Source organism: Schaalia georgiae DSM 6843, from assembly GCF_000429245.1.
Classification (GTDB): domain Bacteria; phylum Actinomycetota; class Actinomycetes; order Actinomycetales; family Actinomycetaceae; genus Pauljensenia; species Pauljensenia georgiae.
The window spans coordinates 116938-136722 of sequence record NZ_AUBM01000008.1 but is presented as its reverse complement, the minus strand read 5'-3'; the positions used below and the strand labels follow the sequence as shown (position 1 = coordinate 136722).

Genomic DNA, 19785 nt, shown 5'->3' with positions numbered 1-19785 from the left:
CGCGCCCGGTGGGGCCGTCACCTCCTGCGGCGCTCGCGCACCCGCACTGAGATGCGGATGGGCGTGCCCGCGAAACCGAATGCCTCGCGCAGGCGCCGCTCGATGAAACGCCGGTACCCGGGGTCCAGGAAGCCCGTCGTGAACAAGACGAAACGGGGGGGCTTGGAGGAGGCCTGGGTGCCGAAGAGGATGCGCGGCTGCTTCCCGCCCCGCAGGGGGTGCGGGTGGGCGGCCACCAGCTGCCCGAGGAAGGCGTTGAGATGGCCGGTGGGGATGCGCGTCTGCCAGCCCTCCAGAGCCGTGTCCAGTGCCCGCACGATCCGGTTCGTGTGCCACCCGGTCTTGGCCGCCAGGTTGATGCGCGGAGCCCACTGGATCTGCACGAGGTCCCGCTCCAGCTCGCCCCGGAGCGCGCGCTGGCGCTCCTCGTCGACCAGGTCCCATTTGTTCGTGACGACCACCAGGGCGCGCCCGGCGTCGATGACCTGCTGGACGACGCGCACGTCCTGCTCGGTGAGGGGCTCGGAGCCGTCGATGAGGACCAGGGCGACCTCGGCCTTCTCGATGGCCGCCTGCGTGCGGATGGAGGCGTAGTAGTCCGCGCCGGTCGTGCGGTGCATCTTGCGGCGGATCCCGGCGGTGTCGACGAACCACCAGGAGCGCCCGTCGAGCTCGATGAGCTCATCGACCGGATCGCGGGTGGTGCCGGCCAGCTCGTTGACGACGACGCGCCGGGACCCGGCCAGCGCGTTGAGCAACGACGACTTCCCGACGTTGGGGCGCCCCACCAGGGCGACGCGCCTCGGCCCGCCCGAGGGCTGGGCGGGGGCGTGCGCCGACTCGTCGGGCAGCACGGCGGCGACGGCGTCGAGCAGGTCCCCCATGCCCCTCCCGTGCAACGCGGACACCGGGTGGGGCTCGCCCATGCCCAGGCCCCACAGGTAGGCGGCGTCCGCTTCCTGCACCGCGGAGTCGACTTTATTGGCCGCCAGGACCACGGGCTTGCGCTTCGCGCGCAGCATCGTAACGATCCTCTCGTCCGATGCTGTGACTCCGACGGTGGCGTCCAGCACCAGCACGACCGCGTCGGCCAGGTCGACGGCGGTCTCCGCCTGCTCGGCAACCGCGCGGTCCAGGCCCTTGACGTCGACTTCCCATCCGCCCGTGTCCACGAGGGTGAAGTCGCGGCCCGCCCACTCGGCGGGGTAGGAGACGCGGTCGCGGGTGACGCCCGGTGTGTCCTGGACGACGGCCTCGCGCCTGCCGAGGATGCGGTTGACCAGCGTCGATTTTCCGACGTTGGGCCGCCCGACGACGGCGAGGACCGGGAGAGCGGGCCGGGTGCCCGCGTCGTCGTCCTCCGACAGGGGGGAATCGAGCAGCGCCAGATCCTCCTCGTCCAGTTCGAACTGGTCGAGGGAGGCGCGCATTGCCCGCGCGCGGGCCTCGTCGTCCTGCCCGCTGCCCTCCCCGGGCGCGGCCGGGGCGCCTTCCGCTTCGGTTCCGTGAATGGGGTAGTGCTCGCTCACCGGCCCAGTTTACGTGGAAATCCCGCCCTGGGCGCGGGGCGGGGCGGCGGCGCGCCGCCTCACACGTGGGAGCGCAGGTCGCATTCGAGTACCTCGCGGGCGACGGGCACGTCGTTGTAACGGTGCTTGATGCCCTCGACCTCCTGGTACCATTCCGCGCCCTTGCCCGTGATGATCACCGTGTCGCCCGGCTGGGCGGCCAGGATCGCGCGGCGCACGGCGTCCCGCCTGCACGTCCTCACCTCGGTGACGTCCGCCATGGAGGGCCGCTGGGAGGCGATGCCCCTGAGCAGGTAGTCGCGGATCGACTGGGGGTCCTCGGTGCGCGGGTTCTCGTCGGTGACCCACAGGACGTCCGCCCCCGCCGCGGCGATCCCGGCCAGTTGCTCGCGCTTGGAGGCGTCGCGGTCCCCGTCGGTGCCGAACACGATGTGCACCCGGCCGGCGGTGAGCTCGCGCGTGGAGCGCAGGGTCCACTCAAGCGCCTCCGAGGTGTGCGCGTAGTCGACGACCACCAGCGGCTGGTTGCCCGGCTCGGGGTTGACCTTCTCCATCCGCCCCGGGATCTGGGGGGCGGCCTCCAGTGCGCGCAGAGCCCCGTCGAGGGGGATGCCCGCGGCCACGGCGGACACCAGGGCGACGGCGGTGTTCTGGACGTTGACCTCGCCCAGGATCGGCATGCGGACCTCGTGTCCCGTCCCGTCCGGGTCCACCAGAGTGAAGACGGTGCGGCCGATGGACGGGTCGGGGTGGGCGCCGCGCACGCGCCAGTGCGCGGGGGCGTCCGTCAGGGCCGACACGGTCGTGACGGGGATCGGGGCGGAGCCGGCGAGGCGCCGGCCCCACTCGTCGTCGACGCACACGACTGCGCGCTTGGCGTGCTCGGGTGTGAACAGCAGTGCCTTCGCGTTGAAGTACCCCTCCATGTCCCCGTAGTAGTCCAAGTGGTCGTGCTGCAGGTTCGTGAAGGCGGCGACATCGAAGACGACGCTGTCGACGCGGTGCAGGCTCAGGGCGTGCGCGGAGGTCTCGATGACCGCCGCACCCGCCCCGCACTCGCGGGCCAGGGCGAGGAAGCGCTGAACGACGGGGGATTCGGCGGTGGTGCGCTCGGCCTCGAAGGACACCGGCCCCACCTGGGTCTCCACAGTGCCGCACAGCGCGGCCCGCGGGTGGGCGGCCGCCAGGGCGGCGCGCATCAGGTAGGAGGTCGTGGTCTTGCCGTTGGTCCCCGTCACCGCCAGAGTCACGAGGCCGCGGGCGGGCTGGCCGTAAACGGCGGCGGCCAGGGCCGCCACGTGGGAGCGCGGGTCGTCGACGACGACGACCGGCAGCCCGAGGCCCTCGGCGGTGGCCCGGCTGGCCCCGGCGGCGTCGGTGAGGACCGCGACGGCCCCCGCCTCCTTCGCGGCGTGGGCGAAGCGGATCCCGTGCTGGGACAGACCGGGGATCGCGACGAAGAGCCACTGGGGCTCGCAGTCGTCGGAGGAGACGGTGACGCCCGTGATTCGCGTGCCCAGCTCCGCCCAGTCGGTCTCGGCGCCGTCGGGGCCGTAGACGGCGCGCACGGCGGAACCGGGGAGGACCTTGGCCAGGGGCACGGCGGAGGTGGAGGGGCGGATGTCTGTCACGGAGCTCATGGCCCCCACTCTAGTGCCTATTGCGGGCGGTCAACGTGTCGCGATGCGCTGGCGCACCGCCCCGGGCATTAGAATAGGGCTATGCAGATCCTGTCACGCAGCGAAGCATCTGACCGAAGTGAGAACATTCAGCTCTCCTCCGTCGACGTCACGGTGGATGTCTCCGGCGCGCCGGAACTCGCTCGCGAGGACTACCCCGTCACATCGCGCTTGGCGCTCACCACCGCCAGCCCCCGTCTGTTCATCGACGTCGTCGGCCGGGTGGACGCCGTGCGGATCGACGGGGAGGACCACGTTTTCACCGCGGAGGAGGACCGTGTCTGGATCGACGGCGTCCCCACGGGCGCCCCCGTCGAGATCGAGGTCGACGCGCGCTGCCGGTACTCGCGCACCGGCGAGGGACTGCACCGCTACCAGGATCCCGAGGACGGGCTGGTCTACCTGTACACGCAGTTCGAGCCCAACGACGCCCACAGGGCGTGGCCCTGCATCGACCAGCCCGACGCCAAACCCCGGTGGACCTTCCATGTCACCGCCCCGGCGGGGTGGGTCGTCTCCTCCAACGGGCCCCTGGACGCCTCCGCGGAGCAGCCCGGGGCCCCGGACTCAGTGCGCCACGACTTCGGGACGACACCGCCACTGTCCAGCTACATCACCGCCCTCGTCGCGGGCCCGTGGGCGGTCGTCGACGGCGGCCACTGGCAAGGAGGCGCGGCCGACGGCGACCGCGCGGACCTGCGCCTGCGGCTCATGTGCCGCAAGGCGCTGGAGCCCTTCATCGATTCCGACGACATCCTGGAGGTGACCCGCGCGGGCCTGGACTTCTACCACGCGCGCTACGGGACCACCTTCCCGTGGGGCACCTACGACCAGGTGTTCGTGCCCGAGTACAACCTGGGCGCCATGGAGAACCCCGGTTGCGTGACCTTCAACGAAACCTACCTGTCGCGCACGGCCCCCACCCGCTCCGAGCGCCAGCGCCGCGCCAACACGATCCTGCACGAGATGTGCCACATGTGGTTCGGCGACCTGGTGACCCCCGCGTGGTGGGACGACCTGTGGCTCAAAGAGTCCTTCGCGGAGAACCAGGGCGCCACGGCCGCCGCAGAAGCGACCCGCTACAAGGGGGAGTGGGCGAGTTTCGCGGTGAACCGCAAGGCCTGGGCCTACGAGCAGGACCAGATGCCCACCACGCACCCCATCGCCGCGGACATCCCCGACGTGGCGGCCGCCAAGACCAACTTCGACGGCATCACCTACGCCAAGGGGGCCGCCGTGCTCAAGCAGCTGGTCGCTTGGGTGGGCGAGGACGCCTTCTACGCCGGCGCCCGGCGTTACTTCCAGGACCACGCCTTCGGCGCGACCCGCCTTGGGGATCTGCTCGCCGCCCTCGAGGCCGCCTCGGGGCGGTCCTTGGAGCAGTGGAAGAACGCGTGGCTGGAGACCACCGGCCCCTCCGTCCTCTCCGCGTCGTGGTCCACCGGCCCCTTCGGCGAGGTCACCGACTTCACCCTGCACCAGAGCGGCGGGGCCAGCGGCGGCGTCCTGCGCCCCCACAGGCTCGTCGTCTCCACGTGGAAGTTCGGCGGCGGGTGCTTGGAGGCCACGCACAGCTTCGACGTGCGCATCGAGGGGGAGTCGGCCCCCATCGACCCGGAGGGGGCCCTCGCCCACCCGGGCGGGGCCGCCGAGGTGGACATGGTGGTCGTCAACGACCAGGACCTCACCTACGCAGTGTCCCGCCTCGATCCCCATTCCACGGACGTGGCGCTCGCCTACGTCGGCACCTGCCCGGAGGCGATCACCCGGGCCGTCGTCTGGGCGGCGCTGTGGAACGCGCTGCGCGACGGACTGGTGGATCCCCGGCGCTTCGTCCGGTCCGCCCTCGTCGCAGTCGAGTCCGAGGCCGAGCCAGCCGTGCGCGACCGCCTGCTCGCGCTCGCCCGCACCGCCATCCGCGACTACCTGCCCGGCGGCGCCCGCCAGGGCCTGCGCGAGCTCCTGTCCGCCGCGACGATCCGCTACGCGCGCGAGACCGGGGACGAAGACGCCGAGCGGGCCTTCACCCGCGCTTTCATCACCGAGTTCGAGGCCTACGGCCCCGCCGTCTTCACGGAGGCCGTGCGCGGGTACGCGGAGGGCGACGACACCGACCTGGCGTGGCGCGCCCGGTGCGCCCTGGCCGCACGCGGCCTGGTGGACGCCGATAGCATCACCGCGTGGCGGGACGCGGACGGGTCGGGCGAGGCGCGCCGCCACGCCGCCCGCGCCCTGGCCTCCCTGCCCGACGCCGGCTCGCGGGCCGCCGCGTGGGAGTCCGTGTTCTCCGGCGGCCTTTCCAACGACATCCTCTCGGCCACACTGGCGGGGCTGGCCGCCTCCTCGTGGGAGGGCGAGGCCGGCACCGGCGCGGCCATCGACCGGATGGAGGAGTTCTGGCAGTCCCACACGATCGGGATGTCGCTGCGCTACGTGCGCGGCGTGCTCGCCGCGGGCCTCGACATCGACAGGCCCGGCACCATCGCCCAGACCCTCGACGCACTGCGCGCCTGGCTCGACTCGCACGAGGGGGCGCCGGCCTCCACGACCACTTGGCCCACCGCCTGTGGGAACGCGCCTACCGCGCTTTCTGGGCGGTCCCGCGCGGACTGCACGCCGTGCTGCTGGTCATATGCATGGTCCTGGGATTCGCCCTGGTCACGCAGGTGCGCTCGCAGCGCCAGGACCCCATCGACTCCCTGTCCGAGCAGGACCTCGTGGTCCTCCTCGACGAGCTCACCACCCAGGAGCGGGGGCTGCGCACGAGGCGCACCGACCTGCAGGACCGGCTCAGCGCCCTGCAGAACGCCGCTTCCCAGCAGGAGGCCCGCGACCAGGCCGCCCAGAACGCCCAGCTGCAGGCGGAGATCAACGCCGGCACCGTCGCAGTCCACGGGCCGGGCGTCATCATGCGGATCTCGGATCCGGCGGGGGCGCTCACGACCGCGCAATTCGTCATGACGCTGGGGGAACTGCGCAACGCCGGGGCCGAGGCCATCGAGCTGAACGGCAACCGCCTGTCCACGCGCTCGTCGTTCACCAGCGCGGACGGGCGGATCAGCGTCGACGGCACGGCCATCGACCCGCCCTACGAGTGGAGGGTGATCGGCTCGTCGCAGACGATATCGACGGCGCTGGAGATCCAGGCCGGCTCCGCCTCGCAGATGCGCGCCAAGGGCGCCGTGGTGTCCATCGCCCCCGTCGACGACGTGGTCATCGACTCCCTGGCGGTGCCGCTGAGCCCGCAGTACGCGTCCTTCGGCTGAGGCCGCAATTCCCGTCGGCGGACGGCCCGGTGGCTATGCCCTCCGCCCCCATGCCCGTTACACTGGAAACAAGCAACGGAAACAGCCTTCGACAACGTAAATTACGGAGCCCGCCATGGAACCCCAGCAAGACTTCGATCCTACAGCGACATCGGTTTTCGGCATCACGCCCGTCCCCGATGACAGCGAGGAAACGCCGGTGGTCCTGTCTGCCAGGGACCGCGAGGCGGTCAGCGCCCTTCCTGCCGGTTCCGCGCTCCTCATCGTCCAGCGCGGCCCCAACACGGGCGCCCGCTTCCTGCTGGACCCGAACGTGACGAACGCCGGGCGCTCGCCCAAGGCCGACATCTTCCTCGACGACGTCACCGTCTCGCGCAAGCACTGCCAGTTCATCGCCGACAACGGCGGGCACATCGTCCGCGACTCCGGCTCCCTCAACGGCACCTACGTCAACCGCGAGCGGGTCGATCAGGCGTGCCTGAGCGCGGGCGACGAGGTGCAGATCGGCAAGTACCGCCTCACCTACCAGCCCTCGCCCCACGAGGCGTGAGGGGCGCTATGGCGAACGCGGCCCGCGCCTTCGAGCCGATCGACGACGAGGCGTCCCCCGGTCGGGGCTCCGGCCCCTGGCCCCACGGCGCGAGCAGGGCGCCGGCGTTCTCCATCGGCAGGGTCGTTGAATCGTTGAGGTCCGAGTTCCCCGCCGTTACGCTGTCGAAGATACGGTTCCTGGAGGACCAGGGCCTCGTGCGCCCGGCGCGGACCGGGGCCGGCTACCGCAAGTACTCCGAGGCGGATGTCGAGCGCATTCGTTTCGTGTTGACCGAGCAGAGGGACTCCTTCACGCCCCTGCGCGTGATCGGCGAGAAGCTGGCGGCCCTCGACGCCGGGCACGACCTCGGCCCCTCCCGCAAGGCGCAGGTGGTCGCATCGGAGGGAAGGGTCGTGTCCACGCAGGGCAGGCGCTTCATCCCCGCCTCCGACCTGTGCGACCTGACTGGCGTGGATGTCGATACTGTGACGCGGTACGCGCGCCTGGGTCTTATCACCCCGGACCTGGCCGGGTACTTCCCCTCGCGGTGCGTCCAAGTGGTCGCCCTGCTCGCCCGGATCGAGTCCCTGGGCGTGGACGCGCGCGTCCTGCGCACCGTGCGCACGGGAGCCGACCGCAACGCCGACATCATCGACCAGGCGGTCTCCTCGACGCGCGCCCGGGGCCGCAGCGCCGACAAGGAGAGGGCCTCGGCGCGCTCCCTGGAGCTGGGGGAGGCCGTGGCCGACCTGCACCGGGAACTGCTGCGCGTGTCCCTGTCCCAACTCGCCGAATAGGCGAGTGAGTTTCAACCTATAGTTGAGGGTGAGGCCCTCCGCGTGGGTCGTTGACCCGGTGGGTGCGAGCCTCTAGCGTATTAAATGGATCAAGAACGTGAACACAAGGAGCCATCAGTGAGTGCCGAGCCTTTACACGCCGACGCCGCGCGGCAGGGCATGCTCTTCGGCGACCCCCTCGAAGGGCTCGACACCGACGACATGGGCTACAGGGGCCCCGTCGCCTGCTCCGCCGCCGGGATCACCTACCGCCAGTTGGACTACTGGGCGCGCACGGGCCTGCTGCAGCCCTCCATCAGGGCCGCCCGCGGCTCGGGCTCCCAGCGCCTGTACTCCTTCAAGGACATCCTGGTCCTCAAGATCGTCAAGAGGCTGCTGGACGCGGGCGTGTCCCTCCAGCAGGTCCGGGTCGCAGTGGGCACCCTGCAGAACAGGGGAGTGGACGACTTCGCCTCCATCACGCTCATGAGCGACGGCGCATCCGTCTACGAGTGCACCTCCACCGACGAGGTGATCGACCTGCTCCAGGGCGGGCAGGGCGTCTTCGGCATCGCCGTCGGGCGGGTCTGGCGCGAGGTCGAGGGCTCACTGGCGGAACTGCCGATCGAGCGCCCGGACGACGAGGGGGCCTTCGTCGATGAGCTCGCCGAGAGGCGCAGGCAGAGGATGTCCTCGGCCTCTTGAGATCCGCGCCGCCAAGCGGCGCCGCACCCCGATCGCCCATGCGCCCGTCGGCACCGCTCCGGCGGGCGCCGCCGTCCCTGCGCCTGGCCGCACCGTGCGATGGCAACAGGCCAGTGAAGAGCCGGGTGGAACCCAGCCAGCGGCCACGAGGGGCTGCCGGGACCGCGCGACCAGTGGGCGGCGGTCAGTAGCGCATTGGACGCGAACAGGCCGGTGCCCGCAGATCCGCTCTCCGGGCACCGGCCTCCGGCGCTCCATTGCGCTGACTACCTGCCGAGCTCCTTACGGACCGTGTAGCCCGTCCCGGTGTCCCGGATCTCGACGGTCACGATCCCGTTCTCGTCCACCCAGTAGTGCTCCTGGATGAGCGGCCCCTCGTCCGTGCGCACGACCTCGACGGAGGACAGATCCGCGTCCGAGTCCTGCAGGGCGCGGTCGAAGGGGAAGTAGACGTCGCCGCACGGGTGGATGTCGCCCCGGGGGACGCCGGCCTCGTCGGCCGACGTGTACTCGACGAAACGGAAGAAGCCGACGTTGTGGGCGGCCAGGTACTGGCGGCTCAGGCCCGCGCTCTGTCCGGGCGTCCTGCCCATGTCCGGAGTGAGCAGCGTGTCGAAGGAGACGGTGGAGCCCGACGAGAGCTCGCGGAAGACGCCGACGCCCCTCGACAGCTGCTCGCGGACGGTGAACCCCGAGTCGGGGTCGGCGCCGATGGCCAGCCCGATCGCGGTGGACGCCGCGGTGTGGGGGGAACGGTGGACGCGGCGCCCGAAGCGCTCGCGGAGCACCCGCGAGATCAGGGGCAGCTGGGAGCCGCCGCCGACGACGTAGAGGCCGGCCACGTCGGGGCCGAGCTGGCCGACGCCATCGACCGGGGTGAGCAGGGGCTCCAGGGCGTCGATGGTGGAGGCGACCAGCGGGGTCGCCGCCTCGTAGAAGGCGGTGACGGGGATCGTCACCTGCTGGTCGTCGATGGTGACCGTGATCTGGCGCGACTGGGGGATGAGGGCCTCTTTCGCGGCGCGCGCGTCGTCGAGCAGGGCGGCCCAGCGCTGCTCGCCGAGGCGGGCGGAGTCCGTGCCCGCGGCCGTGGCGAGCAGATTGGCCAGGATCGTGTCGAAGTCGTCCCCGCCGACCAGGTTGAGGCCGCGCGAGCCCAGGACCTCGTGGCGCCGCCCCGATGCCTCGACGAGCGAGGCGTCGAAGGTGCCCCCGCCGAGGTCGTAGACGAGGACGCTCGTCCGCTTGGAGTTGAGAGTGCCCGCGTGGCGGTGCGTGTACTCGAAGCCGGCGGCGGAGGGCTCGTTGAGCATCGTGGTGACGTCCCAGCCGGCGTTCTTGAACGCCTCCAGGGTGAGGAAGCGCTGACCGGACCACGCGTGCGCGGGGACGCCGACCGCGACCTCCAGGGGCTCGGACTTCTTCACGCGCGACACCGACGAGCCGGTGCGCACGCAATCGGCGACGTGGGCGAGGAAGCGGGTGAGCACGTCCATGAGCTCCACGTCGCGGTAGCCCAGCCGTATCGAGGTGGACGCCGTGACGTCCGGGTCGGCGAGGAACCGCTTGAAGGAGCGGATGTGCGGGGCGCCCGCCCGGGCGGCCCGGTCGGCCTCGAACCCGAAGACCAGTCTGCCGTCGTCGAAGGCGACCACCGAGGGAATGTAGTCCCGGGTGTCGGCGCCGTCCTCGAAGGACACGACGGGGTAGTTGCCTCTGTCAGCGACGGCGACTGTGGTTGTCGTCGTTCCAAAATCCACGCCACATTTCATGCCATAAGGTTAGCCCCCGCAGAGCGCCGCGACTAGGACTTGGGGCGGCACAATCTCACGTTTCCTAGTAACCCCACGGCTGCGACGAGCGCGCACGCGACGAGGAAGTAGGCCACGGCGGCAACGGCATCGACGACGTAGTGGTTGCCCGTGGCAATGATGGACGCGATCGTCACGAGGGGGTGCAGGGCCAGGAGCGCGCGCTGCCACGCGCGCTTCCACACGAACGCCCCCAGGGCGACTGCCACCCATACCGCCCAGCCCGTGTGCATCGAGGGCATCGCGCCGTAGGGATTGGCGAGGGCGCCGAAGGCACTGGAGTACGCGGACGTGTGGCGCGCCACAGCGTCGACAATGCCATTGCCCTCGACGAGGCGCGGGGGCGCCAGGGGATAGGTCCAGTAGGTGACGAGCGCCCCGCCCGTCATGACGAACAGCGCGTTGCGGGCCTGGTGGTAGCGGTCGGGCCTGCGCCACCACATGATGGCGAGCGCGGCGGCCGTGAAGGTGAAGAAGGACACGGCGTACTGCAGGGACGCCACCTGGGCGATCAGCGGGCGCGCGACGAGCCACTGGTTGGCCGCCAGCTCGATGTCGATGCCGATCCGCGCCTCGAAGGACGCGACCTGGGCGGCGTGGGCCATGGCCGCCTCGCGCGTGACCGGTGCGAGGAAGCAGGCCACGGAGTACGCGCAGCAGCAGCCCATGAGCATCAGGGCCTCGAGGACCGCCGGCCTCCAGTGCCGCCCGATGGGGGCGGACGGCCGGGTGGATGCGTCTGTCATGCGGTCAACTGTACTGGTCGGCGGCCAGTGGGGCGGACCGCCACGGCGGGGCGGGGCCGCCCCGCCGAATCTGACATAATGTACATTATCGGATCGGAGTGCGGGGAATGAGGGCGCCGGCCCGGCGGACAGGGGCACGCCCCGCCGACGAGTCCGGTAGAATCGAAGGGTTCACCATCAGCCCCCAGGAGGCAAACCATGGCAGACCGCGCACTGCGTGGCATGCAAATCGGCGCCAAGTCCCTCGAGTCCGAGGACGGAGTGGTGTTCGCCGACCGTTTCATCGTCCGGTACCTGTGCCCCAAAGGGCACGAGTTCGAGGTGACCCTGTCGACCGAGGCCACCGCGCCTCCCACGTGGGAGTGCCGCTGCGGGCGCAGCGCCGAGCTGCTCGGGGAAACCGACGAGGACGACGACGCCAAGCCCGCCAAGCCGCAGCGCACCCACTGGGACATGCTGCTCGAACGGCGCTCGATGGCCGAGCTCGACCAGGTGCTCGCCGAACAGCTGGCGGCGTACCGCGAGGGGCGCCTGCGCCCCGAGGGGCACTACCGCAAGGGGTGAGCCCCGCTCGCTCAGCGGCCCACGAGGCGGCGGGCGGCCCCGGCCAGACGGCCGAGGCCGCCTTTCGTCACCATGACGAGCTCCTCGACGAAGATCGCGCCCGACAGCTTCGACTCGCCGGACATGCGCTCGTCGAAGGTGATCGGCGCCTCGACGATGCGGGCGCCGCGCGCCCCCTCCGCCTGCGTCATCTCCACCTGGAAACCGAAGCCCGTGGTCGACACCTCCGTCAGGACCCCGCTGTCGCGCAGGAACGAGGCGCGGTGCAGGCGCATGCCGGCGGTCGCGTCCCTGACGGGCGTCCCCAGGCAGAATCTGACATAACGGTTTCCCGCCTTCGATAGCAGGACCCTTTTGCGGGACCACCCGTTGACCCTGCCCCCGCGCACCCACCGGGAGCCGATCACCAGGTCCGGTCGGTCCGGGCCGCCCATGCGCGCCACCAGTTTGGGCAGGTCCTCGGGGCGGTGCGACCCGTCGGCGTCCATCTGCGCCACGAAGTCGTAGCCCCGTTGCAGCGCCCACCCCATCCCCTCCACGTAGGCGGTCGCCAGACCCGACTTCGACGGCCGGTGCAGGCAGTGGATCCGCCCGTCCCCCTGGGCCAGGGAGTCCGCCCACTCCCCCGTCCCGTCCGGCGAGGAGTCGTCCACGATGAGCAGGTGCGCAGCGGGCAGGGCCGCCCACACGCGCTCGACGACCACGGGCAGGGTCTGGCGCTCGTTGAACGTGGGGATGACGATGACGAGTCCCGAGCCGTCGTTGCCCGGAGCCCGCCGCGGGGATGAAGAATGTGACATGGGTTCAATCATCTCCGTTTTCTTCCTCCCGCGCATCCCCGGCCGCCCTCGCCGCGGCGGCCCGCACGATGCGGGCGCGGACCGCGGAGGCGAGGAGCAGCGCCCCCGCCAGGACCATGGCGGCGCGGGCGGGCAGCGCGCCCATGCGCGCCGCGGGCGTGAGGGACGTGCGCAGCGGCACCGTCTCGACCATGCTCGCCGCGCTCATCACCGCCGTGGACGCCTGAACGGAGCCGTCGGGCCGGATGACCGCCGACACGCCCGTCGTGGACGCCTGGACCGCGCTGCGCGAGTACTCCATGGCGCGCATGCGCAGCAGCTGCGCCTGCTGGGCGGATTCTGCGGAGGACTCGAAGAGGTAGTTGTTCGACGGCGTGATGATGACCTGCCCGCCCAGGGCCACCCCCTGGCCGATCACGGACTCGTAGGCGCCCTCGAAGCAGATGCCCACCGCGATCGGCACCCCACGGCCGTCAGCGAGGCGCGCCGTCATCAGCCCCGGCTCCCCTCCGGCCGCCATGTCGTGGTTCTGCCGGGCCGCCTCGGTCGCCAGGCTCGCGATCAGCGGCCTGAACGGGATGAACTCCCCGAAGGGCACGGGCACCTGTTTGGCGTAGCGCGACTGGGCGTCCAGGCCCGAGTCCGGGTACCACAGCGCCAGCCAGTTCCACACGTGGTCGTCGTCGGCCAGGACGGAGTAGCCCATCAGCACCGGGGCGCCGGCCTCGTCGGACACTTCCTCCAGCTCGCGCGCCACAACGGCCGAGGCGGCCGGGTCGCGGTCGGCCGACCCCTCCCCCCACACGACCAGGTCCACCGCTCCCCCGCCCGCCGACTCGAGCATCCGCCGCGTTTGGGCGGCGTGGTTGTCCGTCACCTCGCCCTCGTGGGCGTATGCCTGCGAGCCGGGCAGGGAGATGTTCCCCTGGACGACGCCGACCGTCAGGGCGCCTGCCTCCTGGGCGCTGGGCAAGTCGATGGCCAGGGGCGCCACGCACACGGCGGTGGCGCCTGCCAGCATGGCCGGGCGCCACCACCACCGCTCCCGCGCCGATCCCGCCAAGGAGAAGGCGCGGCGCACCAGGACCGCCACCGCCATGACGGCGAAGGACACCAGGGCGACCCCTCCGTAGGGGGCGAGGCGCCCGAGCGGGGAGTCCACCTGCGGCAGCGCCACGGTCCCCCAGGGGAACCCCGACCACGGGAAGGCAGAGCGCGCCTGCTCCACGCCCGTCCACGCCAGTGCGCAGCCGAGGGCCTGGCCGACGGGCGAGCGCGCCCACGACCACACCCGCATGAGGCTGACCGACAGGGACCACAGCGACAGGAACAGGACCTGGGAGACGACCAGCGCCACCCACGCCAGGGGCGTGCGCGTGGAGACCACGACCCACGGGATCAGCGGGGTCCAGAAGGCCACTCCGAACGCCATGGTGTTGAGCAGGGCCCGCCCCATCCGGGCGCGGTCCACGCAGGCCACCAGGACAGCCAGCGCCGGCACCGCCGTCCACCACCAGCCGACGGGCGGGAACGCCAGGTACAGGGCGAATCCGGCTGCCGCGCACACCGCCATCGCCCCCAGCGCCCTGGGCGCGCCGGCCCTCGCCCCGCGCCACTGCGCCTCTTCGTCCCTCATCGTTCCTCCACTCCCGACCAGGCGACCACTCCCCGCGCCAGGAGCGAACGGGCGCGCCTCGCGCTGGCGCCCACCCGCCCTGCGGGCTCCACCGACTCGATCTGCCCGAGGGCGTCGATGACCTGGCGCGTCCACCTCACGAAGTCCCCGCCCGCTATCCCCGAGTCGGCCAGGGCGGTCGCCAGTGTGGAGCCGTGGGCCCAGGCGGAGCACGCCGCCATGAGCGCGGGGTCGAGGGGCGCGGAGGCGTCGACGCCGGCCGCGGCCTCGGCGCGCGCGACCCTGGCGGCGACCTGCGAGGTCTCCTCCCACGCCCGGCGCGAAGCGGGCCCCAGGCCAGCGGGCAGGGCCGAGGCCCCGTCCCCGCGCGACTCGTACACGCACGCCGAGACGATGGCGGCCAGCGCGGGCGCGTCGAGGCCCTCCCATGCGCCCGAGGCGAGCGCCTCGGCGATCACGAGGTCGCGCTCACCGTAGACGCGGCGCAGCTGCTGGCCGCGGGCGGTGACGCGGTCGCCGTCGAGGAAGCCCAGGGATTCCAGGACGCGGCGCACGCGGTCGAACTGCTTGACCACGGAGTGGGTCCGCGACTCGACGGCCCGGGCCAGCGAGGCGGCCTCACGGTCGGCCTTCGCCCACGCGGCCCCCGCGCGGGCGTGCTCCTCCCTGTGGGGGCAGCGGTGCACGGGGTGGGCGCGCATCCGCGTCCGCAGCTCGTCGGCGTCGTCGCCGTCCCCGCGCGCGTCCTCGAAGGGGGCGAGCGCCCCGGAGCGCACGAGTCGCACGAGCTCCGCCGCGAGGCGCACCAGGCCCTTGCGCCCGCGCGGCCCGCCCGCGCCCGGCAGGGCCATGCGGCCAACCATGCGGACGCCTCCCGCGAAGTCGTGGGGGGTGAGGGTGCGCCACTTCGCGTCCATGGTCACGGCCCGCAGCGCGGTCCTGCCATCGGCTGCGCGCGCCGACGCGGCGACGACGACGTGGCGCACGCGCCGTCCCGCCCGGAAGGCGAGGACGTCCCCCGGGCGGGCGGAGTCGATGACGGCGCGGGCTCCGGCCCCCGCTGCCACCCTGCGCCGCCGCGCCCCTTCCTTCTCCGCCCGGGAGATCCGGTCGCGCAGCGCGCAGTACTCCAGCGCGTCGCCGTACTGGCACGCCAGGTCCCCGCGCAGCGCCCCGGCCCGCGCCCTGGCGTCGCGCAGGCGCGAAGCCAGGGACACCACCGCGCGGTCGGCCTGGAACTGGGCGAAGGACGACTCGAGCAGTTCCCGCGCCTGTTCGACAGTGGAGTGCTCGAGCAGGTTGACGACCATGTTGTACGTGGGCCGGAAGGCCGAAACGAGCGGGTACGTGCGCTTCGAGGCGAGGGCGGCGACCTCCTCGGGTGCGGCGCCGCCCCGGTGCGACACGACGGCGTGGCCCTCCGTGTCGATGCCGCGCCTGCCCGCGCGCCCCGACAGCTGCGTGTACTCCCCCGCGCTGAGCGGGGCCCGGGACGAGCCGTTCCACTTCTGCAGGGACTCGATGACGACGGTGCGGGCGGGCATGTTGATCCCCAGGGCAAGGGTCTCGGTCGCGTAGACCATCGAGATCAGGCCCTGGGAGAACAGGTGCTCGACCGCCTCCTTCATCAGGGGCAGCATGCCGGCGTGATGGGCGGCGACGCCGCGCACGAGCGCATCCCGCCACGCGTCGACTCCGAGGACCTGGTAGTCCTCCGGGGCGATCGCCCGGACCACCCCGTCCACGTACTCGCTGATCCGGCGGGCCGTGGCCCGCGATGTCAGCGTGATGCCCGACGCCACGACCTGGCGGACGGCGTCCTCGCAGCCCGCCCTGGAGAAGACGAAGGTGATCGCGGGCAGCAAGCCCGCCCTGTCCAGGGCAACCAGGGTCGAGGGGCGCGACTCGCGCCGCCTCCCGCCACGGGGCCCCCCTCCGGCCCCCCGGCGCCCCGCGGCGCCGACGGGCCGCCTGGAGCGAGGCGCGGTGAGCTGGACCAGCCGGGGGTTGAGCGCGCCCGAGGGGGTGTACAAGTCGATGATCTCGTCCCCCACGACCATGTGCTGGTACAGGGGCACGGGACGCTCCTCGGAGACCACCACGGCGCACCCCCCGCGCACCTCGCCCATCCACGCGCCGAACTCCTCGGCGTTGGAGACCGTGGCCGACAGGGCGATGATCTGCACGTGGCGGGGCAGGTGGATGATGACCTCCTCCCACACCGGCCCCCGCATCCGGTCCGACAGGTAGTGGACCTCGTCGAGGACCACCACCGCCAGATCCGACAGGCCGGCCCCCGCGTAGATCATGTTGCGCAGCACCTCAGTGGTCATCACCACGATCGGGGCGCCGGGGTTGATCGATGTGTCCCCCGTGGCCAAGCCCACCTGGTCGGCGCCGAACATATCCGACAGCTCCAGGTACTTCTGGTTCGACAGGGCCTTGATGGGAGTCGTGTAGTAGGCGCGCATCGAGCCCCGGCGCGCCATGTGCGCCCCGAAGTCGCCGACCACGGTCTTGCCCGCGCCCGTCGGCGCGGCGACGAGCACGGCCGACGCCCCCGCCTCGACGGCGTCGAGCGCCTCGACCTGGAAGGCGTCGGGTGTGAAGGGCAGGGCCGCCGTCCACCGGGCGCGCTCCGATGCGTCCACCCGCACCTGCTCCTTGAAGGCCGCGTAGCGCTGGGCGGGGCTGCCCTGCCATGGCCCGGTGCGCGCCAGGGGCTCGGCGGCGGGTGCCTGGGCGCGGCGCCTCTTGCGTTTGGGACTCATGGGAGGGCCACCGCCTCCTCCGCTTCCCGCCAGCGGGCGAGGGCCCTGCGCGCCCGGTCGGTCGCTCCCCGGGCCCACTGCCCGTCCACGGAGACGACGTGGGGCGCCAAGTCGATGAGCAGGGACAGCGCCCACTGCCGGTCCCACACGGGCACCTCCAGGGCGAGGGTCCCGTCGCTGTGCTCGCCCGCCACGCGCGCGCCGTACTCGTCGACGATCCACGCCGCGCCCCGGCGCGCGCGCAGGCGCAGCACCGACGGCGCGCCGCCCCCGGCGCCGGTCCGGGGAGCGGGACGGGCACGGCCCCCCTCCACCTCGAGGCCGCCGATGCCGTCCAGGCGGAAGGACCGCTGCGCCCCGGCGCCGTGGCACCAGCCGCGCAGGAGCCACCCCGTGGCCGAGCGCTCCAGCGCCCACGGGCTCACGCGCCGCGAGGAGACTCCCCCCGTTGCCTTGGTGTACGTGAAGGCCACCCGCTTGCGGTCGGCTATGGCCCGGCCGAGCGCGTCGAAGAGGACGCGCAGCGCCGCGTCCTGGTCCTGGTCGTCCTCCCGGGAGCGCAGCGTCACATCCCCTCCGCCGTCCCCGGAGGCCAGGGCGCGCACCACCATGGCCGCCCCCGGGATCTGCCGCCGGTACTCGTCGCCGACGACGTCGGACAGGGCCTGGAGGCCGATGAGGATCGCAGTCGCCTCCTGGGCGCTGAGCCGCAGGGGCGCGTCGGCGCCCAGAGCGGAGCGGATCACCAGGGCGCCGTCCTCCTCCAGGCGCTCCCAGTCGAGGTCGAGCGAGGCGCCCGGCAGGGAGTCGCCGACCTCAGCGAGGTGGCGCGCGTCCCGCAGCATCTGGCGCTTCGAGCGCCCGAAGTGCGCGGCCGCCTCGTCGACACCGACCCCGGGGTGGTCCCACAGCCACGCCACCAGCGACAGGAGGCGCACGACGGATTGCGATGTCTCCTCAGGCATTGTCCCCCTCCCTCCCCCGGTCCCCGTCGAGGCGGGCGGCGGCCTCCAGGCGCCGCAGGACCGCGTCGCGCAGTTCCACGGGCTCGACGACGACCACGTCCTCGGCGCGCGCCAGGACCCTGCTGATCCACCGGCCCACGTCCGCTTCGCGCCCCCGCCACAGGCGCCACGGGGACGATGGGAGCTCCCCTCCCATCGGCCCGTCCAGGTGGCGGGCCAAGCGCCCCGGGTCGCCGAGGACGGCGAGCACCGGGGCGACACGACGGTCGGCGAAGGGGTCGTCAAGACGCGCGGGCGCCTCGTCCGCGTCCCCGGCCTGCCCGAGGAAGGACACCGCGGAGGCGACCCTGCTGATACGGAAGAGCCTGTCCTCCCCGCGGTCCAGATCGAAGCCCCACAGGTACAGCGCACGGCCGCGCACGACGATCCTCCAGGGCTCGACGCTGCGCTCCGTGGTGCCCTGCGCCCCCTCGTAGTCGAAGGAGACGACGCGGCGCTCGCGGATACCGGTGGCGAAGTCCGCGGCGGCGCGAACCCCTGTGAGGTCCATCCGCAGCAGGTCGGGCGCCCCCGATCCGTCCGAGGCGGCAGCGACCTTGGGGCCCGCGCTGGGCGACCACGCCTGCAGGGCGAGGCCGACCAGGACGGCTTGGACGGGGTTGAGGCGCGCGCCGACGCGGGCGAAGGAGCCGGGGCTGATCGAGTAGGTGTCGCCGTCGGGCCCGGCCCCCACCCGCAGGTCGACGCCGATCTGGCGCAGCGCGTCCTTGTCCCGTTGGAACTGGGACTCGAAGGCGCGCTCCCCCAGCTCCCTGTAGGCGTCCATGCGGCGGATGCGGGCCTTCGAGCGCCCGCGCTCAGCGCCGAGCACCTCGAAGAAGAGCTCAAGCAGGCGGGCCTGGGCGGACAGCGTTTCTACCACGCGACCACCCTACTTCGAAGCCGCGGGCGGCCGCAGCGCACTCGCCCTCCTCAGCTGGACCGGGGCGCGGGCGCGTAGTCGTTGGTCACCACCGCAGACACGTCGATGTCCGTGGTGACGGCGTTGATCTGGCGCAGGAAGTCGGCCATCATGCCCCACCGCTCCAAGTCCTGCGCGGTGCTGGCGCTGCCCGACTCGTCGACCCACAGGGGATCCGTCGCCTCCAGCACTGCGCGGGCGGCCGCCTCGGCTCCGGAGTCAGCGCCCGTCTGCGCCATGGTCGCCTCGATCGCGGCGTCCGGGCGCTCGTGGATGGCCTCCATGGCCGCGCCCAGCGAGGCGACGACCCCGCGCGCCTCATCGGCGTGCGATGCGGCCCACGCGCGCGTCGTGATAATGGAGGCGCCGACCAGCGGGGCGTCGTCGGGCAGGTCGATGGAGCGCACGTCCTGGCCCGCCAGGCGCATCTGAACGAGGTCGTTGTTCGAGAAGCCCACGACGGCGTCGACGTCGCCCTGTTTGAGCGCGGCCTGCTGCGTGTACCCGATGGACGAGATGGTGACATCGGCCAGGGTCAGGCCCGCCCCCTGGAGGGCGGCGAGGGTCGCGTACCAGTTGGACCCGTACTCGCCGGGGATCCCGATGGTGGCGCCCTTGAGGTCGTCCAGGGACTGGATGGGCGAGTCGCTGCGCACGATGACAGTGCCCGGGTAGTCGCGGTAGTAGCTCCCGATGGACACGAGGTCCATGCCCTGCGTGGAGGCGACGGCGGCCTCGTCGCCCGAGGCGATGACCACGTCCTCCTCGCCGGCGAGCAGCGCGGTGAACAGGCCCTCGTCGGAGCCGTGGTGGCGCACGGAGGCGTCCACGCCGTTGTTGGCGAAGATCCCCTCGGAGACCGCCACGTAGGCGGGGGCGAACTGCACGTTCGGGATGTAGGTGAGGCCCACGACGACCGATGCGGACCGGTCCTTCCCGCCCGAGTCGGGGGCGGCCTGCTGCGATCCGCAGGCGCTCAGCCCGAGGGCCGTGACCGCCAGGGCGGCTGCGGCGCGCAGGATGCGTGAGAGGGTCATTGTGGTG

The 19785-nt window shown here is 72.4% G+C and carries 16 protein-coding genes; 6 read left to right on the top strand and 10 right to left on the bottom strand.

Translation table 11 applies throughout. From position 1 onward, the window contains the following. Nucleotides 1–17: 17 nt before the first annotated feature. Together der and G447_RS0104075 are read right to left on the bottom strand one after the other, a co-directional pair. The gene (gene der, locus G447_RS0104080) at nucleotides 18–1529 is read right to left on the bottom strand and encodes a ribosome biogenesis GTPase Der (protein WP_026430150.1); all 1512 of its coding nucleotides are present in this window, start codon (nucleotides 1527–1529) and stop codon (nucleotides 18–20) included. A 59-nt stretch (nucleotides 1530–1588) separates the two neighbouring features. Beyond that, nucleotides 1589–3169: a Mur ligase family protein gene (locus tag G447_RS0104075; protein WP_026430149.1), complete on the bottom strand. Its 1581-nt coding sequence runs from the start codon at nucleotides 3167–3169 to the stop codon at nucleotides 1589–1591. An 81-nt stretch (nucleotides 3170–3250) separates the two neighbouring features. On the opposite strand from G447_RS0104075, the gene pepN reads away from it, so the two are divergent. The 5 genes from pepN (at nucleotide 3251) to G447_RS0104050 (ending at nucleotide 8487) form a co-directional block, all read left to right on the top strand. Then, on the top strand, nucleotides 3251–6169 hold the full coding sequence (gene pepN / locus G447_RS11055; protein WP_481133058.1) for an aminopeptidase N: 2919 nt from the start codon (nucleotides 3251–3253) through the stop codon (nucleotides 6167–6169). Further along, a complete protein-coding gene (locus G447_RS12910) occupies nucleotides 6118–6474 on the top strand; it encodes a DUF881 domain-containing protein (RefSeq protein WP_481133057.1) in 357 nt (118 codons plus the stop codon). The genes pepN and G447_RS12910 overlap by 52 nt, the downstream gene beginning before the upstream one ends. A 115-nt stretch (nucleotides 6475–6589) precedes the next feature. After that, the gene (locus tag G447_RS0104060) at nucleotides 6590–7024 is read left to right on the top strand and encodes an FHA domain-containing protein (protein WP_005868006.1); all 435 of its coding nucleotides are present in this window, start codon (nucleotides 6590–6592) and stop codon (nucleotides 7022–7024) included. 8 nt (nucleotides 7025–7032) lie between these two features. After that, a complete protein-coding gene (gene ftsR, locus G447_RS0104055) occupies nucleotides 7033–7803 on the top strand; it encodes a transcriptional regulator FtsR (protein ID WP_026430148.1) in 771 nt (256 codons plus the stop codon). Between the two features lie 117 nt (nucleotides 7804–7920). Further along, nucleotides 7921–8487, top strand: a complete 567-nt coding sequence (locus G447_RS0104050) for a MerR family transcriptional regulator (protein ID WP_005868011.1) — start codon at nucleotides 7921–7923, stop codon at nucleotides 8485–8487. 266 nt (nucleotides 8488–8753) lie between these two features. On the opposite strand, the gene G447_RS0104045 is transcribed toward G447_RS0104050, so the two are convergent. Together G447_RS0104045 and G447_RS0104040 are read right to left on the bottom strand one after the other, a co-directional pair. Beyond that, nucleotides 8754–10259, bottom strand: a complete 1506-nt coding sequence (locus G447_RS0104045; RefSeq protein ID WP_026430147.1) for an Hsp70 family protein — start codon at nucleotides 10257–10259, stop codon at nucleotides 8754–8756. A gap of 32 nt (nucleotides 10260–10291) precedes the next feature. Beyond that, nucleotides 10292–11044 (bottom strand): phosphatase PAP2 family protein, encoded by a 753-nt coding sequence (locus G447_RS0104040; protein ID WP_051226239.1) that lies wholly within the window; start codon nucleotides 11042–11044, stop codon nucleotides 10292–10294. A 198-nt stretch (nucleotides 11045–11242) separates the two neighbouring features. Between G447_RS0104040 and G447_RS0104035 the strand changes: the two genes are divergently transcribed. Then, nucleotides 11243–11608 carry an RNA polymerase-binding protein RbpA gene (locus tag G447_RS0104035; RefSeq protein ID WP_005868001.1) on the top strand — a complete coding sequence of 122 codons (366 nt, stop codon included), beginning with the start codon at nucleotides 11243–11245 and terminating at the stop codon, nucleotides 11606–11608. Between the two features lie 11 nt (nucleotides 11609–11619). Here G447_RS0104035 and G447_RS0104030 read toward each other — a convergent pair whose 3' ends face one another. From G447_RS0104030 to G447_RS0104005, 6 genes are read right to left on the bottom strand one after another with little or no spacing between them, the layout of a single operon-like run. Beyond that, a complete protein-coding gene (locus G447_RS0104030) occupies nucleotides 11620–12408 on the bottom strand; it encodes a polyprenol monophosphomannose synthase (protein ID WP_051226238.1) in 789 nt (262 codons plus the stop codon). A gap of 4 nt (nucleotides 12409–12412) precedes the next feature. Continuing rightward, a complete protein-coding gene (gene lnt / locus G447_RS0104025; protein WP_026430144.1) occupies nucleotides 12413–14044 on the bottom strand; it encodes an apolipoprotein N-acyltransferase in 1632 nt (543 codons plus the stop codon). Continuing rightward, complete coding sequence (locus G447_RS0104020) at nucleotides 14041–16815, bottom strand: DEAD/DEAH box helicase (protein ID WP_026430143.1); 2775 nt, start codon at nucleotides 16813–16815, stop codon at nucleotides 14041–14043. Before G447_RS0104020 ends, lnt begins: the two co-directional genes overlap by 4 nt. Continuing rightward, nucleotides 16812–17780: a helix-turn-helix transcriptional regulator gene (locus G447_RS0104015; RefSeq protein WP_026430142.1), complete on the bottom strand. Its 969-nt coding sequence runs from the start codon at nucleotides 17778–17780 to the stop codon at nucleotides 16812–16814. Before G447_RS0104015 ends, G447_RS0104020 begins: the two co-directional genes overlap by 4 nt. Beyond that, nucleotides 17773–18702, bottom strand: a complete 930-nt coding sequence (locus tag G447_RS0104010; protein WP_026430141.1) for a helix-turn-helix transcriptional regulator — start codon at nucleotides 18700–18702, stop codon at nucleotides 17773–17775. Before G447_RS0104010 ends, G447_RS0104015 begins: the two co-directional genes overlap by 8 nt. Before the next feature lie 50 nt (nucleotides 18703–18752). Continuing rightward, on the bottom strand, nucleotides 18753–19778 hold the full coding sequence (locus G447_RS0104005) for an ABC transporter substrate-binding protein (protein WP_026430140.1): 1026 nt from the start codon (nucleotides 19776–19778) through the stop codon (nucleotides 18753–18755). Nucleotides 19779–19785: the final 7 nt, after the last annotated feature.

Excerpts from the sequence above, each read along its gene's own strand:
- lnt (WP_026430144.1), bottom strand. The coding sequence starts at position 14,044 with ATGAGGGACGAAGAGGCGCAGTGGCGCGGGGCGAGGGCCGGCGCGCCC.
- G447_RS0104030 (WP_051226238.1), bottom strand. The coding sequence starts at position 12,408 with ATGTCACATTCTTCATCCCCGCGGCGGGCTCCGGGCAACGACGGCTCG.
- G447_RS0104005 (WP_026430140.1), bottom strand. The coding sequence starts at position 19,778 with ATGACCCTCTCACGCATCCTGCGCGCCGCAGCCGCCCTGGCGGTCACG.
- pepN (WP_481133058.1), top strand. The coding sequence starts at position 3,251 with ATGCAGATCCTGTCACGCAGCGAAGCATCTGACCGAAGTGAGAACATT.
- G447_RS12910 (WP_481133057.1), top strand. The coding sequence starts at position 6,118 with ATGCGGATCTCGGATCCGGCGGGGGCGCTCACGACCGCGCAATTCGTC.
- ftsR (WP_026430148.1), top strand. The coding sequence starts at position 7,033 with ATGGCGAACGCGGCCCGCGCCTTCGAGCCGATCGACGACGAGGCGTCC.
- G447_RS0104040 (WP_051226239.1), bottom strand. The coding sequence starts at position 11,044 with ATGACAGACGCATCCACCCGGCCGTCCGCCCCCATCGGGCGGCACTGG.
- G447_RS0104020 (WP_026430143.1), bottom strand. The coding sequence starts at position 16,815 with ATGAGTCCCAAACGCAAGAGGCGCCGCGCCCAGGCACCCGCCGCCGAG.
- G447_RS0104075 (WP_026430149.1), bottom strand. The coding sequence starts at position 3,169 with ATGAGCTCCGTGACAGACATCCGCCCCTCCACCTCCGCCGTGCCCCTG.
- G447_RS0104035 (WP_005868001.1), top strand. The coding sequence starts at position 11,243 with ATGGCAGACCGCGCACTGCGTGGCATGCAAATCGGCGCCAAGTCCCTC.
- G447_RS0104015 (WP_026430142.1), bottom strand. The coding sequence starts at position 17,780 with ATGCCTGAGGAGACATCGCAATCCGTCGTGCGCCTCCTGTCGCTGGTG.
- G447_RS0104060 (WP_005868006.1), top strand. The coding sequence starts at position 6,590 with ATGGAACCCCAGCAAGACTTCGATCCTACAGCGACATCGGTTTTCGGC.
- G447_RS0104045 (WP_026430147.1), bottom strand. The coding sequence starts at position 10,259 with ATGAAATGTGGCGTGGATTTTGGAACGACGACAACCACAGTCGCCGTC.